Origin of the sequence: Arthrobacter ramosus (assembly GCF_039535095.1) — a bacterium.
GTDB lineage: Bacteria > Actinomycetota > Actinomycetes > Actinomycetales > Micrococcaceae > Arthrobacter > Arthrobacter ramosus.
In genome coordinates this window covers 954,338-968,799 of the sequence record NZ_BAAAWN010000001.1, presented here as the reverse complement: position 1 = coordinate 968,799, position 14,462 = coordinate 954,338, and the positions used below count along the sequence as shown (strand labels likewise).

Below are 14,462 nucleotides of genomic sequence, written 5' to 3'. Positions count from 1 at the left end.
CTATCCCCAGGCGCTATCCATCGCCTTGAGGACATCGTCAACTGACTTCTGGCCCGTAATCAGGCCCTGGACTCCAGTTGACAGTGCATCGTAGACGGATGAGTTAGGCCATTGCGTGTTCGGGAGAGGACCATATTTGCCGTTTTTCAGGAGATCGCCGACATTCTTGTAGGCGCTGGACGAGAAGTCGTAGCTGTCCATTCCGCTCACGGGAAGGGCACCGTCGATTTCGGCGAATGACTTAGTCTGCTCGGGTTGGGCGGCCCAGTCGAGGAAGTCTTTCGCGGCCTGCTTGTTCTTGGATGCTGCGTTGATGGAGAACGTGTAGTTGGCACTTGCGAAGACGAAGCCTTTGTCAGAGCTCGATGCAGGCGGGAAGGCCCTGACCACGAAGTCGGCGTCCTTGGCCGCCGTCTTCAACTGCAGCCAAGACGGACCGGGGACGAAAGCGGCCAAGGAGGTTCCGCTGGCCAGGCCTTTGGTGATGGCGTCGAAGCCGCCACCGGCTACGCCTTTCTGGAAGCAACCTGCATTGTTCATCTTCACAACCGCCTGAAGAGCACTCTTCCAACCCTCGCTGCCGGCGAACGTCGTCTGATTGGCAGCACGCTTTTCGTTCCACTTCGGGTCTACGGCGTACACGCGGGTTGCCGCGAGGGTCATCGCCATCAATCCCGTGTTCGGTGCAGCTGAGCCGGCAACCGCCAAGACCGACTTACCGGTCGAGGCAACGGACGAGCATTCTTTTTCAAACGCGGCCCAATCGGCGGGGAATTCGGAGACGCCGGCGGCCTTGGAGGCGGTTTCGTTTGTTACCAGTCCGACGACGGTGATTTCCGGAGCCTGACCGTAAACCTTTCCGTCGGCGCCAAAGAGAGATTCACTTCCAACCGGAACGAGCTTCTTGGCGGCATCATCGAGCGGTTCCAGGAACCCCGCTTGGGTTAATGGCAGTATGCTCCGGCCCGTCCCGGACCCCGGCGAGGTGACCATCACGTCCGAGGCGTTGCCCGCCTGCAGCTGTGTCCGCAGGGTCTGGTCGTATGAATCATTGGGCAGCGGATTGAACGTGATCTTCACGTTCGGGTGGGACTTCATATACTGCTCGCCCAGCTTCTGGTACGGACTCTCAATATTGTTGGAGGTAGCGAATGCCAGGGAAATCTCTTGCGATCCTCCCGCACTGGTGGTGCCGCCGGTGGAGGCCGAGCATCCGGTAAGGATGAGGGCTGCGACCGTGGGGACGGCGAGGGCGCCGGCCTTCAGGCCCGGAAAGCGACGGTGCTGTGTCATGTCCAGCCTTTCTGACTTCTTTGTCGAAACTTCGGGGGTCGTGACCCCGGTCACTACCCAGTATGCGGGACATGTGCATAAAAAGCACATAAGTATTGGCGATACTCGACATAAGTTGCACGGAGGTTTGCAGAAGCGGAACAACTGGCACAGCGCTATAGGGCCAAGCGGCCGACAATTTCATCGGGCGATGTGATGAGCACCGCCGACGCTATCGATACCGCTGATACGCTGAAACTGACTAACTTGCTTTCCGAAGGATCGTTTCGTCGTGACCAAACATGCGCTGCTTTCCCGGCTCGACCTCAATCTCCTCATTTCGCTGGACGCCCTCATCACGGAGCGGAGCGTCACCAGGGCCGCCGAACGGCTCCATTTGAGCCAGCCTGCGCTCAGCGCCTCACTAGCACGCCTCCGGTCCCACTTTGGCGACCCCATCCTGGCACGCCGCGGCAACACCTACGAGCTGACACCTTTCGCTCTGCGCCTCGCCGGGCACACCACCACCGCCCTCGAGGCCGCCCGACGCGTTTTCGAAAGCCAGGCAACATGGGAGCCCAGCGAGTCAGAACGCGAGTTCTCCATCTACGGTTCCGACTACGGCTTCACCACCATCGGCAGGGTCGCCTCTGAACTCGCGACCGAGCGTGCCCCCGGAGTCCGGTTCAGATTCATGCTCCACAACCCAATCATCGTCGAGGACGCAGTCAACCGCCTCCGCTCGGTGGACGGGATGGTGATCCCCCACGGTTTCCTCACCGGACTGCCCTACCTGGACCTATGGAGGGACGACTGGGTGGCCGTTGTCTCCTCGTCCAACGAGGCCGTCGGCGATCAGATCACGATGGAAAACATCGCCGAACTGCCGTGGGTCATGTCCTACCAATCACGCTCTGCATTCACCTCCGCGGAGCGCCAGATCCAGCAACTGGGCATTGAGCCTCGCGTTGAAGTGGTTGTTGAGAGCTTCCAGTCCCTTCCCCATTTTGTCGTCGGAACCAACCGGATCGCACTGATCCAGGCAGCTCTGACACCTTTTGCCCTGAGACTGGACGGAGTGCGGGTCCTGCCGTTGCCGTTCAGCGCTACACCGCTGGTCAACGCACTTTGGTGGCACCCGGTGCACAATCGCGATTCGGAACATGAGTGGATGCGCGGTCTCTTTGCGGAGGCCGCTGTAATCGTGGCGGCGGGCGCCTCGGCGAAGGAATTGCCTTAAACACTGTGACGCCCGGCCGGGATCATCGGCCGAGCGTCACGCCTCACGGTTGCAGGATCAAGCTGACGCGAGGGCCGCACGCAGGCTACGACGAATGAGGTCATGCTGCTTGCGCACCAGCAGCGGCGGGTCCACTTCGCCGAGCTCGGCGACATGGCCGTGCATGTTGAACGCCAGGTGGGCGAACGAGCCAAGCCGGACAGGATCAAAGTCGCGTCCTCGCAGATAGCCGATGAACTGTTCCTGCCGCTCGCGCATGGGGGCATCCGTGGCCCAGATGGATTGCAATTGCTCAATGGCCGCGTTGTCCAGCCCAGCGCGCCGAACCGCGCGCAGCAGTATTGGAGAAATGCTGCGCATGGTTGACGAGAAGTCCGCGACGAACCCGAGAAGCGGAGAGTCGAGTTCTTCGTAGACATCCCGAACCTTCATGATCTCGGGTGCGTTCGGCCCTAGCGGCGCATGAATCTCGTACGCCAGCTTCAGCTCGAGGCGCTCGGCAACCGGGAGCAGTCGCCGGAGCAACTCCGGTTTGGCGCTTTGGATCCGGATCAGTGGAAAGCCGAGCTTCTCGAATCCCTTGTGCCACGAGCGGGCAAAGTCGTCGGTCACCACGGGGTAAGTGGGCAGGACTTGGGACGCCACGATCTCGATTCCAGGACCGATGCCGAGCTCAGCAAAAGGTCTGCTCATGTTGAACCCACTTCATTGCCACAGCGAGAATGGCACCTGCCCTCTTGTGTGAAGGTATCGCCCCGCCAAGGCCGAGTTGCGGCGGCGGCCCCAGAAGTCCCGTCGAAACCACCATGCGACATTGTCTACAAAGCCAGGGACAGACCATTGGTGCCGCGTCCGATAACGGTCGTTTGCGGACACATCGAAGAAAGGGCTCCCAGGCGAGAAACTCGCGTCACTTAATCCGTAACTTAATCAATGTCAATTTAGCAGACTACTTGGACGAGTTATGTGACACTTGCAGTATGGCACTCATCGGATATGCGAGATAGTTCGGCATGAGACGTGTCCAGCAGATGTGTGTCTCACGGTGTCCTCATGAGCAAGGGTGACCTCGGAAGGCAGTTTGTGGCGACGGATCCCGCAGGCGCTGTGGAGCTTATTCGCAGATGGAGGACCATTGGCGCCTGGATGGGGCCTCGGTCGAAGGAAAATCAAATAGGCCAGTTGACGGCCCAAGCGTGAAGCCTGACGGTCGGGAGCGTGACTAGGGGTCGCCGTAGCATCCGGGAAGGATCGGGCGGATTGGCTTTGCGGGCTGCTGAGTAAGGCCCGACATCACCTACGGTTGTGCTCCGCCGTCAGCAGGAGGGTCACCCGCGTCCGAAACCGCCATGGGCGTGGCGAACAGCATCACACGCTGAAACTGATCCGCCGAGCCGTCATACCGGGGACGCTGCGCCGTCGGCGGCAGGAGACCGTCAATCCAGTCCAGAATTTCCCGCGTCAAACCAACCAGACGTGCACCCTCAACTGCGTCCACGGGGGCCTTCCCTTCGTGCGCGAACGTGTTCCGCGCCTTCCGAAGCTTCTGGAAGCCCTCCCACAGACGGGCCTCCTCCTTTAATGAGCGTTGGGCGACCGCGAGCGGAAGGGAAATGAATAGCTCAGCCGTCGATATACGACGGTTGCTCACCCACTCCCAGACGGATGGATGGACCGTGTGCATCCGAGCCAGGATGTCTAGCGCCATCGTCATCCGCGTCTCCAGAGCGGTAAAGGCAAGAACCAGCGCAGGTCCAACTTGTTGGGCTGCGAGAGCTTGAGCATCGAGAAACAGTTCTTCGGACGCTGAGACCTCGTAGCTCAAAGGAAGGTTTCCGACCGCTGCCCACAGGCCGGGAGTCAGCGCAACGGCGTTAAAGCTCCCAGACCCGAACTGCCGCCTCCGATAAAGATCCGGATCGGGGTCCAGCTCTGATCCGTCATCGTGCAGATAGTCCATCCGTGCGGTGAAAGGCCCAGCGGCTATGCGGGGGATCCAGCCAGTTCCAGCGATCAGGCGTAGGCGCGAGATCCAGTTATTGAGAAGCTCGCTAGCAAGCTCGGTGGGCGGGTCCTCTCGGGGACCCGGTCGGCGGTCGAAATCGTCTGCGACGAAGTCGATTTGCATGGCGTCACATTCGATGCAGGGCTCCCCGTTCAACAACGATTCCGGATCGGCTACGACGGTCAGGTCACGATCAAGCAGTCGGGCGGCATCCAGGACCGCGATCTCAGCGGTCTCAGGGTCCCACGGCAACATTGATCGATAAGGCGGGTAGATCCGGACCTTGTAGTCGCCCGACTGCGACTCAACAGGCACCCCATCCCCAAGACTGGCCGGCACAAACATCCGAAATGGCATCCGAAAACGAAAGCGAGCGATCACGAATCACAGGGTACCCCGGTGGACTTGCCCGCAAAACCAGGGGAGTGATCTATGCCGCCGTATTTGCATCAGCCGCGAACATGGCAGTGGCCAGGTCCGAGCGGGCGCCGGGCCTTACTCAGCAGCCCGCAAAGCCAATCCGCCCGATCCTTCCCGGATACTACGGCAACCCCAGGATGCCCTGGGCCGCGTTTTATCGCCTTCTTGGCCGGTCTTGGATGTTGGCGGGGCAGTCCACATGCATTTCGATAACGACTGTCGATTGGGGTGCTCCATTCAGCCAAAGGAAGGCACCCGGCGCGGGGCCTGCGCGGTCCGGCAGCGTTAGCTGGCGTATGGGTCGGCGATGCCGATGTACTGGGTGTAGAGGTATTCCTCGATGCCTTCGAGGCCGCCTTCGCGGCCCAGGCCGGACTGCTTGACGCCGCCGAACGGTGCAGCTGCGTTGGAGATCACTCCAGCGTTCAGGCCGAGCATGCCGGTCTCGAGGCGTTCGCCCATCCGGAGGCCCCGGTTGAGGTCCTTCGTGAAGACGTAGGCCACGAGGCCGTAGTCGGTGTTGTTTGCCAGGCGCACGGCCTCATCTTCGGTGACGAAGGTGATGATCGGCGCGACGGGCCCGAAAATCTCCTCGGAGAGGATCCGGGTGCCCTCGCGTACATCGAGGAGGAGGGTGGGCTGGTAGAAGTAGCCCGGACCCTCCACCGGTGCCCCGCCCATGATTAAGACGGCACCATCGCGCACAGCGTCGGTCACGAGTTCGTGGACCTTGTCCCGGCTCTTGGCATCTATCAGCGGACCGACCTTGGACTCGGCTTGGGTGCCGCGAGCGGTGGTCATCTCCGCCATCTTCGCTGCGAACTTCTTCGCGAACTCCTGTGCCACAGACTCATGGACGATGAAGCGATTCGCTGCGGTGCAGGCCTCGCCCATGTTCCGCAGTTTGGCTAGCATCGCACCTGCGACGGCGGCGTCAACGTCGGCGTCCTCGAACACCACGAACGGGGCGTTGCCGCCGAGCTCCATCGAGGTCCGCAGGACAGTCTCGGAGGCGTCGGCGAGCAGCCGGCGGCCGACCTCTGTGGAACCGGTGAAGGAGAGCTTGCGTAATCGGGAATCCTTGATCAGCGGGCCCGTGGTGGCACCCGCGGTGGACGTCGGGATCACGTTCAACACACCGGCCGGCAGCCCGGCTTCGACCATCACGGCGGCGAAGAGCTGCGAGGTCAGCGGAGTCAGGTTGGCAGATTTGAGCACCATGGTGCAGCCGGCGGCGACCGCGGGGGCGATCTTGCGGGTCGCCATGGCCAGCGGGAAGTTCCACGGCGTGATCAGGAGGCAGGGGCCCACCGGCTTCTTGGTCACCAACATCCGGGACTTCCCGTCCGGGGACACCGAGTATCGGCCGAATGCACGGACGGCTTCCTCGGAGAACCAGCGCAGGAACTCCGCCCCGTAGGTCACCTCGCCGCGGGCCTCTTCCAACGGCTTTCCCATCTCAAGGGTCATCAGCAGCGCGAAATCCTCCGCGCGGGCCGTGACTATCTCAAAGGCCCTTCGAAGAATCTCCCCGCGTTCACGCGGGGAGACCTTTGCCCAGGAATCCTGCGCCGACGCCGCGGCATCCAAGGCCGAGGCGGCATCTTCGGGTCCGGCATCTGCGATGCTAAGCAGCACTTTGCCCGTAGCCGGGTCCTCGATGTCGAAGGTCTTCCCGGACGCGGCTGGACGCCAGTGTCCGTCGATCAGCAGACCGGTGGGAACAGTGGCCAGCATGGCGCTCTCGCGTTCCGCAGTAACGGTGGGTTGTGTGTTCATGATGCGGTCTTTTCTGCTTCGAATGCGGCGATTTCTTCAAGGATGATGGGGGCGGCGGTCGTGGCGGCGTGGATACCGATAACGCTGGCTATCTCAAGCACTTCGATGATCTCCTCCACTGTGGCGCCGTAGTGCAGGGCGTTTTCCATGTGCAGCTTGGTTCCGCGTTCGTAAAGATGTGTGGCAGCGGTATCACACGCGATGTAAATGAATTCTTTGACCTTGGGCGCCAAGGGCCCGTACTTCCAGGAGGCCGAGGAGAACTCCGCGTATGCTTCAACGTATTCTGGATCCAGTTCCAGAATGTCGTCCCAGGTCTTGTTCGAGCAGCCGCGGTTTTGGGTGAATTCCTTCTTCACTTTCTCCTGGTCCTCAGTGGGCGGCCGCTTCGCGGGCCGCATGCCGGATTCGTCCAGCACTTCACAGAGAATCGGCACGCCGACGTTCATAGCGTGCACGCCCAGGGTGCTGGCCAGTTCCACGACCTCCATGATTTCCGCTGAGGAGGCGCCAAGCCTCAATGCTGCCTTGACGTGTTGACGCACCCCCGGCAGATACATGTGGGTAGCGGCGCTGTCCACGGCGATGTAGATGAACTCCTTGATCTTGTCCTCTAGCCTGTTCTTTGTCCACGGCACGGATGAGAGGGAGAGGTAACCGGACAGGAACTCGGGGCTGAGAGCCAGGATGGCCTCCCATGAATGGCTCCAGGAGCCACGGACGTCGATAAAGTTCTGTTTGACTTCCTGCTGTCGGGGGGTTAAATCCACAGGTCTTCCTTACTAAGGTCTGGGCCGGCTTCGGTAATCACTTGCCAACCGGCAACGCTGAGGGCATGGCGTGCCAGGAGATAGTCGATATGCAGGGTGAAAGAGCAGTTGTCGCTAATCGTCGAAAGCCGCAAGTGCGGTGCGCGCGGCTCGTCGGATGTGTGCCGTGTAGAGCGCCGTAGCGAGGGGAGCATCGTGTTTGACAATGGCCGCGACGATCGCTTCCATCTCCACTACGGCTTCGATCGCGCGTCCCGGGCGGGACAGCGATGTGGCTCGGAGCACGTGCACCCGGGCCTGAATCTGCTCGATGAGCTGGCGGAGCGGCTGGCTGCGGGCCCCTGCGATCAGGACAGCGTAGATCCCATCCTTGGCCGTGAGAATCACCTGCATGTCGTCGATGTGCTGCTCGGTTTCGGAACGGTAGTGGGCTACGGCCGCCTGCAGCAGTTCGATTTCAGAGTCGGTTGCGCGTTCGATGAACCGCAGCACAATCATGGACTCCAGAGCCCCGCGCACCTCATAGAGGTCTTCAGACTCAGACCGCGTAGGCCGGCTGACGACAGCGCCCTTTTGGGGTACCACCGTCACCAGTCCCTCGGAAGAAAGCTCCCGGATCGCTTCCCGGATCGTGGTCCGGGAGACGCCGAGCTGTTCCATGAGTTCGCGCTCCACCAGACGTTGCCCGGGTTGGAGCTTCAGACCGGTGATCGCTGCCCGCAAGCGGTCCGCCACCTGCTCACGGACCGGGGCAGCGACGCGCCCGAGCGGCTCCGACGTCCAGGTTTCGGCCAACGAGTTGGGACCGTTCATCGTCTTCCTTCTTCCTGCGTGTGAAATTGAGCCATGTTACCCGTGGCTGGCTGCTGGCTCTTGTGAAGTCTCAGCCACCCAGCGGGCGATTTCTGTGTGGTCGGCACTCTCCGGCAGGGCTTCGGCCGCTTCTTCCCAAAGCTTCACTGCCGCATGGCTGAGCCGCGAGGCTGCATGCACCTGGTCCGCGAGATCTATGGCGATCTTCATGTCCTTGAGCATCAGTCTCAGGGTGAATCCGGAGTTGTAGCTCCTTGGCAGGATGAAGTTGGGCCATTTGTTCTCTGTCGAACCGCTTTTGCCGCTGGACCCGTTGACGATCTGCAGCAGCAGCTCCGGTTCCACCCCGAAACTCTGCCCGGCCAGGATGGCTTCGCTACTCACGAGCAGGTGGGTTGCCGACATGAGGTTGTTCAGGGCCTTTGCAGCGTGTCCCGCTCCGACTTGGCCTGCCCGCTTGACTGTTCCAAAGACATCCAGCACGTCGCCAGCTTCCGCAAGGTCCTGCTCGTCGCCGCCGGCCATGACGGTGAGCGTGCCGTTCTCGGCACCTATCACGCCACCGGATACAGGGGCGTCGACGAATCGGATGTTGTGTGTCCTTAGCCGCTGTTCCAGATCCTTGCTGCGCATTGGTTCGCTGGAGCCCATGTCGATCACCAGGGTGTTAACGGCCAGCGCGGCTGTCACTTCGGGGCTGGTGATGACGCTTTCGACGACATCGGAGTTTGGCAGCATCAAGATCACGACGGTTGCTCCGGAGACGGCTTCTGCCGGTGATCCGAAGCTGGCTCCTCCTGCGGTCGTGAGTCTGGCTTTAGCATCCTCGGAAAGGTCGAAGCCCCTGACCCTGTGGCCGGCGGCCAGCAGGCGCTGCGCCATCGGCGAGCCCATGTTCCCCAGACCGATGAAGGCAATTGTGGTCATGGCGTCTCACTAACCCTGAGTTCGTTCAGCACCTTCTCTGCCACCCGGAAGGATTCCAGGGCCGCCGGGACGCCGACGTAGATGGCAGTCTGCATAAGTATTTCCTGGATTTCCTGTTCCGTGACGCCGTTGTTGATGGCGCCGCGGACGTGGACCCCAAGTTCGTGGGAGCGGTTCAGGGCGGTGAGCATTGCCAGGTTGATCATGCTGCGGCTGCGGCGGTCCAGGCCTTCACGGTTCCAGACGGCGCCCCAGCAGTACTCGGTGACAAGTTCTTGGATCGGACGGCTGAACTCGGACACCTGCCCGAGGGAGCGTTCCACGTGGCTCGCGCCAAGCACCTCCTTGCGGGTGGCCAGTCCCTCTTCGTACGTTCTGGCGTGGGTTTCGTTGGGGTGCATGGTTATTCCTTCCGGAGCTCTGGGGTTTTGGTGTAGTCGGATTCTTCGACCGGTTCGGCCCAATGGGTCAGGCCAAGGGAAACTGCCGTGTGCGTCATGAACGAGTCTGTTGCAGCCCCGTGCCAGTGGCGTTCCCCCGGCGGGCACCACACGGTATCGCCGGCGTTGAGCACACGGGGATTGTCCTCGCCGTCTGCATGGATGAGACCGCGCCCGGCAAGGATCTGGAGGATTTGGCCGTTTTCGTGGTGGTGCCAGTACGTTCTGGCGCCGGGGGTGAAGTTGACGGTGTTGATCGTGACGCCATCCGTGGACGCCATCGTTAGGTACGGGAAAGCGGTGCCGCTGAACTGCGAACCGGCCTTGCCTGCCGTGCCATCCTGCCCAGGTCCGTTGATGATCCTCATGGCCGCTCCTGCGCTGAGTGGGGCTCTTCGGGCGCATGACGGCCGGCCGGAGCCGGGTCGAAGAGCCGGACGCCGCCGGACACGTCACCGATGGCGTCGACCACTGTGTTGCTGATCTGATCGGAGTAGCCGAGGGCGTTGGCCAGACCGAAGCTCGCCAGCGGACCGGCGGAATTGGGACTTGCCACGCCGAGGTCCCCTGCCAGTTCCACGTAAGCCAGCACGTCCTTCATCATCAGGGCGTTGGTGAGGCCGCCCCTGAGGTAGTCCCCCTTGATGATCTTCGGGAACCTATTCAGCGACGCGAAACTGACCCCTGAGCTGTTGTTGATGACATCCAGCAGCACCTCGAGGTCCAGGCCGGCCTTCTTACCGGCAACCATTGCTTCCGCCGTGGCCGACAAGGTGATGGCGTTCAGGAAGTTGTTGATGAGCTTGGTCGTGTGGCCCGCCCCTGATGCTCCGGTGTAGAAGATTCTACTGGAGAAGAGTTCCAGCGTCGGCCGTACACGATCAAGGACGATCTCTTCACCGCCCACCATCAGGACCAATTCGCCTTTTTCTGCGGCGACCGCTCCACCGGAGATGCCGGCGTCCAGGTAGCTCGCGCCGACCGCGGCGACTTTTCCGGCAATCATGCGAGTGGAGCCGGGGGCGGAGGTGCTCAGGTCCACGACGATCTGCCCGTCTCGGAGGTGATCCAGGACGCCCCCGTTGCCGAGCAACACGGCCTCCACGACCGCACTCTTGGGCAGGGAGAGGAGGATAATGTCCGAGTCGTCCGCCACGTCCGCCGCGCTTCCGGCGGACGTGGCGCCTGCTGCCGAGACATTTGCTGAGACGGGGTCGTAGCCCAGTACTTCCTTTCCAGCCCTTGTGATGCAGGTGGCCATGCGGCCGCCCATGTTGCCAAGGCCGATAAATCCAATACGGAGTTCGCTCATTGTCCTGTCCTCTGGAAGTTGTTGCCATAGATGGCCTCGTCCACGCTGGTGGTGTCCCACGCCCCGGCGCCGCCGCTGGGCCTGACGGTGTTCACAATGGAGGCTCCGCCATCGGCCGCGATCACCTGGCCGGTCACGTACGCCGAGTCATCGCTCAGCAGGAAGGCCACGACGCCGGCGATCTCCTCGACGGTGCCGGCCCGGCGCAGCGGGGTGGTGCTGGCGCGCTGCGCCATGTCATTCTTGCCACCGGTGGTGGTTGCGGCGGCGGCGAAAAGATCGGTGGGCACGATTCCCGGCGCCACCGCGTTGACCCGGATGCCCAGCGGACCGCCGTAGACGGAGCCGCCATGAACCAGTCCCACAACGGCGTGTTTGGACGTGTGGTAAGCCAGCAGGTCCGCAGCCCCCGTGAGGCTTGCGATCGACGCCGTGATGGCAATGTTGCCCCCGGTGCCCTGCGCGGCGAACTGCCGGAATGCCGCCCGCATGCCCAGGAACTGCCCGCGGACGTTCACGTCCATGACCCGGTCGAAATCCTCCACCTCGACATCCGGCAGTGCCGCGAATTTGCCGAAGATCCCGGCGTTCAGGTGGTATAGGTCCACGCGGCCGAAGGCGTCCAGCGCCTCCTGCATGTAGTTGTGGACGTCGGCCTCGTTCGCCACATCGGCTGCCACGGCGATAGACCTGGTGGGCAGCGATCGCGCGACCTCGGCGGCGGCGTCGGCGTTGATGTCGACGACGATGACGTGTGCGCCCTCCGCAGCGAGCCGCCAGGCCGATGCTCTGCCCAGGCCGCCGGCCGCGCCGGTAACGACGGCCACTTTGCCGTCAAAACGCAGGATGGTCATGACTGTTCTTCCTTTCTGCCGATGGTTGCTGCTAGTCCGGCCAGCGGGCCAGCCTTGACGGGGCTGAACCGCTCCAGCGTGGAGGGATCGTGGCCTGTCACGAGATGGCTGGCGTTTGTGGACATCAGCTTCCGGATCGTGTCGAATCCGGCATACATTTCCCGCACGTCGTTGACGAACATGAACGGTATGTCCTGGTCGAATTCCTCGTAGTAGTGGATGGCATCGGAGGCGAGCACCACTTGGCCCTCGCTGGTTTGCACCGTGACGATCGACTGGCCAGGCGTGTGGCCGCCAACCCGTGAGACGCGGATGCCGGGGGCCACCGTGTAGTCGTCGTCGAAGGTGGTGATCCTGCCCTCCCCCGCCGCACGCTTCAGGTAATCCAGTTCCTCGGTTTCTATCGAGTGCTTGAACTGTTTGCGGGAGGCGAAGCTGCTGAGCCAGAACTCCAGTTCAGCGCGGGCCATGATGATGTTCGATACCGGGAACAGATCCAGATTTCCGATGTGGTCATAGTGCGCGTGGGTGACAACAACTTGCGGCGCCTCTCGGGGATCCACGCCCAAGGCCGCGAACGCCGCCGCCGGCTCGATGAGGAAGGTGCGGTTCCGCACCTCCCCGCCGTGCCGGGAAAAGCCCGTGTCGACGACGACGGTACGTCGCCCGTTGCGGATCACCCAGAAGAAGTAGTCCATATCCACGGGCTCATCAGCCGTTTTGTAGATGTGAAAGTTCAGGTAAACATCGCTCTTCACCGTGGATCGGGTACCGAATTTCACAATGCTGACTTGATACGTATCGCTGTTCGTCATGCTCGTAATCCTCGCTTGGGCAAATATTTTGTCAGCCTCGACCGGCTCGGACGACTTCGCATGCCGGTCGATCTCATCCTGGAAATGTCCTGCTTGCTGCTCTCCGGAAGACACTTGCGCAACGCCACAGGGTGATCAGGGCGATGACGACTTGGAAGAAGGCGGGGCGAGGAGGTTGCCGGTGCTGGAGGCCAGGAATGCGCCGATAGAGGGTCCCGGGCCGGCGGCGGCGATGTTAAAGCTGATAGCGCTGCCCGTGGACCGGGGGCGCCGGTGGAGCTCGACGGCCGTGCCCACCCCCGTCACGGACACCAGCCACCGGAAGGCACCCAGCAGGACCAGGCCAACTTCTTGTGCTGCATATCGGCTTCATTGAAGTTCACTAGTTACCTCCTCGTAACTCATTGGAGCGGTCGCAGTCTGCAACGGTCGTTACAACAAATTGTACGACAATCGTACGGTCTGTCAATATCTCTTGATCGATGGTAGCGCGCCCCCCGGCTTGGCAGAGCGAGCACCGGACGATGCGTCAGGACGATCCACCGTCGACGATCAGAGTTTGACCTGTTACGAACGTCGATGCGTTTGAGGCCAGAAACAGGAAGGCTTCGGCCACTTCGTCGGGCGTACCTTGGCGCCGCAGCGGAACGCTCGCTTCGATGGATTTCGCTTGCGCGTCCCGGCCCCCCATGTGGGCCACAACGGGATCGTTGAAGGAGGTGTCTATCCAGCCCGGGGCAACGCAGTTGACGCGGACTCCTTCATGGCCGAGCTCACCGGCGAGAGTCTTTGTGAAGGCAATGATCGCGCCTTTTGATGCGGAGTACCCGGTGAGTCCCGGCGGCGCCTTGATGCCACCGGCCGATGCCATATTGACGATGGACTTATCTCCAGGCGAGTTCCGGAGGAAGGGGATGCCGTACTTGGCCGCGAGAAAGCACGACTTCGCGTTAACGGCCATGTGCAGGTCCCAGTCCGACTCCGCGAGTTCCGTGATTGGCGCGGATCGCTGCACTCCTGCGTTGTTGACGATAACGTCGATGCCGCCAAGGAACGACGCTGCCTCGTGGAACAGGTTTTCCATGCTGGCGGCGTCGGACACATCTGTGCGCACGAACAGGGCCTGGACGCCTTGATCCCTGAGGCGGTCCACTGTGCCCTGCGCTCCGGTGTCGATGTCACCAATGACGATCGAGGCGCCTTCTTCGCCGAACCTGTCGGCAATGGCTGCGCCGATATTGGCTGCGGCTCCGGTAAGCACTACCCGACGCCCCGTGAGAAGACCAGCTGTTGTTTTCGTCATTTTCCCATCCCTTCGAATGCTTCCACTGCCGCTTGTGCGATTGCCGTGTCTTCTTCGACGGAACCGCCGCTGGCCCCGACCGACCCCACGAGATCCTTGCCGTCGAAAAGAGGCATCCCGCCGGCGAAGGTGATGAGTGCGTGATCCGACCCGTGTTGTAGGCCGTAGAAGTCTCCACCGGGACGGGTGGGCTCGAGCAGAGCTCCGGATGGCTGCCGGAGCGATCCTGAGGTGTAGGCCTTGGCGCGCGCTACTTCTCCGGTCAGCAATGGGGCCAAGTCATGTCGTCCAAACGCCAAAAGTTCCCTGCCGGCGTCTAGAACAGCAACGCTTGCCGGTACCGATATCTCTTTCGCCCTGGCAAGTGCGGCGTCCAGGACGAGCCTGGCTTCGTCATAGGAGAGGACCCGCACATGGCGCTGCTGTGGTGCTGGTTTCTTCGGCATTGATTTCCTTTCAGGTTATCGTCATACGATCACACAATGTTGAAAATAACCATACTCAGTAAACAA

General features: G+C 61.8%; 15 protein-coding genes. 1 reads left to right on the top strand and 14 read right to left on the bottom strand.

All coding sequences use genetic code 11. The features are described from left to right. Nucleotides 1–1,293, bottom strand: coding sequence for an ABC transporter substrate-binding protein (locus ABD742_RS04610; protein WP_234748597.1), 1,293 nt, complete (start codon nt 1,291–1,293; stop codon nt 1–3). Between the two features lie 271 nt (nt 1,294–1,564). Between ABD742_RS04610 and ABD742_RS04605 the strand changes: the two genes are divergently transcribed. Continuing rightward, on the top strand, nt 1,565–2,512 hold the full coding sequence (locus tag ABD742_RS04605) for a LysR family transcriptional regulator (RefSeq protein ID WP_234748598.1): 948 nt from the start codon (nt 1,565–1,567) through the stop codon (nt 2,510–2,512). Nucleotides 2,513–2,569: 57 nt separating this feature from the next. Here ABD742_RS04605 and ABD742_RS04600 read toward each other — a convergent pair whose 3' ends face one another. The 13 genes from ABD742_RS04600 to ABD742_RS04540 all read right to left on the bottom strand — a co-directional run bounded on the left by ABD742_RS04600 (nt 2,570) and on the right by ABD742_RS04540 (nt 14,396). After that, nucleotides 2,570–3,205: a hypothetical protein gene (locus ABD742_RS04600; protein WP_234748599.1), complete on the bottom strand. Its 636-nt coding sequence runs from the start codon at nt 3,203–3,205 to the stop codon at nt 2,570–2,572. A gap of 604 nt (nt 3,206–3,809) precedes the next feature. Then, a complete protein-coding gene (locus tag ABD742_RS04595) occupies nt 3,810–4,898 on the bottom strand; it encodes a hypothetical protein (protein WP_234748600.1) in 1,089 nt (362 codons plus the stop codon). A gap of 324 nt (nt 4,899–5,222) precedes the next feature. Continuing rightward, nucleotides 5,223–6,716, bottom strand: coding sequence for an NAD-dependent succinate-semialdehyde dehydrogenase (locus ABD742_RS04590; RefSeq protein WP_234748601.1), 1,494 nt, complete (start codon nt 6,714–6,716; stop codon nt 5,223–5,225). Next, nucleotides 6,713–7,486 carry a carboxymuconolactone decarboxylase family protein gene (locus tag ABD742_RS04585; protein WP_234748602.1) on the bottom strand — a complete coding sequence of 258 codons (774 nt, stop codon included), beginning with the start codon at nt 7,484–7,486 and terminating at the stop codon, nt 6,713–6,715. The genes ABD742_RS04590 and ABD742_RS04585 overlap by 4 nt, the downstream gene beginning before the upstream one ends. A gap of 114 nt (nt 7,487–7,600) precedes the next feature. Continuing rightward, nucleotides 7,601–8,299, bottom strand: coding sequence for a GntR family transcriptional regulator (locus tag ABD742_RS04580; RefSeq protein WP_234748603.1), 699 nt, complete (start codon nt 8,297–8,299; stop codon nt 7,601–7,603). Nucleotides 8,300–8,335: 36 nt separating this feature from the next. Then, nucleotides 8,336–9,226 (bottom strand): NAD(P)-dependent oxidoreductase, encoded by an 891-nt coding sequence (locus tag ABD742_RS04575; RefSeq protein ID WP_234748604.1) that lies wholly within the window; start codon nt 9,224–9,226, stop codon nt 8,336–8,338. Beyond that, nucleotides 9,223–9,627: a carboxymuconolactone decarboxylase family protein gene (locus ABD742_RS04570; RefSeq protein ID WP_234748605.1), complete on the bottom strand. Its 405-nt coding sequence runs from the start codon at nt 9,625–9,627 to the stop codon at nt 9,223–9,225. Before ABD742_RS04570 ends, ABD742_RS04575 begins: the two co-directional genes overlap by 4 nt. Before the next feature lie 2 nt (nt 9,628–9,629). Continuing rightward, nucleotides 9,630–10,034 (bottom strand): cupin domain-containing protein, encoded by a 405-nt coding sequence (locus tag ABD742_RS04565; RefSeq protein ID WP_234748606.1) that lies wholly within the window; start codon nt 10,032–10,034, stop codon nt 9,630–9,632. Continuing rightward, complete coding sequence (locus tag ABD742_RS04560; protein ID WP_234748607.1) at nt 10,031–11,038, bottom strand: NAD(P)-dependent oxidoreductase; 1,008 nt, start codon at nt 11,036–11,038, stop codon at nt 10,031–10,033. The genes ABD742_RS04565 and ABD742_RS04560 overlap by 4 nt, the downstream gene beginning before the upstream one ends. Continuing rightward, on the bottom strand, nt 10,975–11,832 hold the full coding sequence (locus ABD742_RS04555) for an SDR family NAD(P)-dependent oxidoreductase (RefSeq protein WP_234748608.1): 858 nt from the start codon (nt 11,830–11,832) through the stop codon (nt 10,975–10,977). Before ABD742_RS04555 ends, ABD742_RS04560 begins: the two co-directional genes overlap by 64 nt. Beyond that, the gene (locus ABD742_RS04550) at nt 11,829–12,647 is read right to left on the bottom strand and encodes an N-acyl homoserine lactonase family protein (protein ID WP_234748609.1); all 819 of its coding nucleotides are present in this window, start codon (nt 12,645–12,647) and stop codon (nt 11,829–11,831) included. The genes ABD742_RS04555 and ABD742_RS04550 overlap by 4 nt, the downstream gene beginning before the upstream one ends. 529 nt (nt 12,648–13,176) lie before the next feature. Then, nucleotides 13,177–13,950, bottom strand: coding sequence for an SDR family NAD(P)-dependent oxidoreductase (locus ABD742_RS04545; protein ID WP_234748610.1), 774 nt, complete (start codon nt 13,948–13,950; stop codon nt 13,177–13,179). Further along, the gene (locus tag ABD742_RS04540; RefSeq protein ID WP_234748611.1) at nt 13,947–14,396 is read right to left on the bottom strand and encodes a GlcG/HbpS family heme-binding protein; all 450 of its coding nucleotides are present in this window, start codon (nt 14,394–14,396) and stop codon (nt 13,947–13,949) included. Before ABD742_RS04540 ends, ABD742_RS04545 begins: the two co-directional genes overlap by 4 nt. Nucleotides 14,397–14,462: the final 66 nt, after the last annotated feature.

Bases quoted from the DNA above. Each gene is read 5' to 3' on its own strand.
- ABD742_RS04610 (WP_234748597.1), bottom strand. From the start codon at position 1,293: ATGACACAGCACCGTCGCTTTCCGGGCCTGAAGGCCGGCGCCCTCGCC.
- ABD742_RS04600 (WP_234748599.1), bottom strand. From the start codon at position 3,205: ATGAGCAGACCTTTTGCTGAGCTCGGCATCGGTCCTGGAATCGAGATC.
- ABD742_RS04590 (WP_234748601.1), bottom strand. From the start codon at position 6,716: ATGAACACACAACCCACCGTTACTGCGGAACGCGAGAGCGCCATGCTG.
- ABD742_RS04580 (WP_234748603.1), bottom strand. From the start codon at position 8,299: ATGAACGGTCCCAACTCGTTGGCCGAAACCTGGACGTCGGAGCCGCTC.
- ABD742_RS04575 (WP_234748604.1), bottom strand. From the start codon at position 9,226: ATGACCACAATTGCCTTCATCGGTCTGGGGAACATGGGCTCGCCGATG.
- ABD742_RS04570 (WP_234748605.1), bottom strand. From the start codon at position 9,627: ATGCACCCCAACGAAACCCACGCCAGAACGTACGAAGAGGGACTGGCC.
- ABD742_RS04565 (WP_234748606.1), bottom strand. From the start codon at position 10,034: ATGAGGATCATCAACGGACCTGGGCAGGATGGCACGGCAGGCAAGGCC.
- ABD742_RS04555 (WP_234748608.1), bottom strand. From the start codon at position 11,832: ATGACCATCCTGCGTTTTGACGGCAAAGTGGCCGTCGTTACCGGCGCG.
- ABD742_RS04550 (WP_234748609.1), bottom strand. From the start codon at position 12,647: ATGACGAACAGCGATACGTATCAAGTCAGCATTGTGAAATTCGGTACC.
- ABD742_RS04545 (WP_234748610.1), bottom strand. From the start codon at position 13,950: ATGACGAAAACAACAGCTGGTCTTCTCACGGGGCGTCGGGTAGTGCTT.
- ABD742_RS04540 (WP_234748611.1), bottom strand. From the start codon at position 14,396: ATGCCGAAGAAACCAGCACCACAGCAGCGCCATGTGCGGGTCCTCTCC.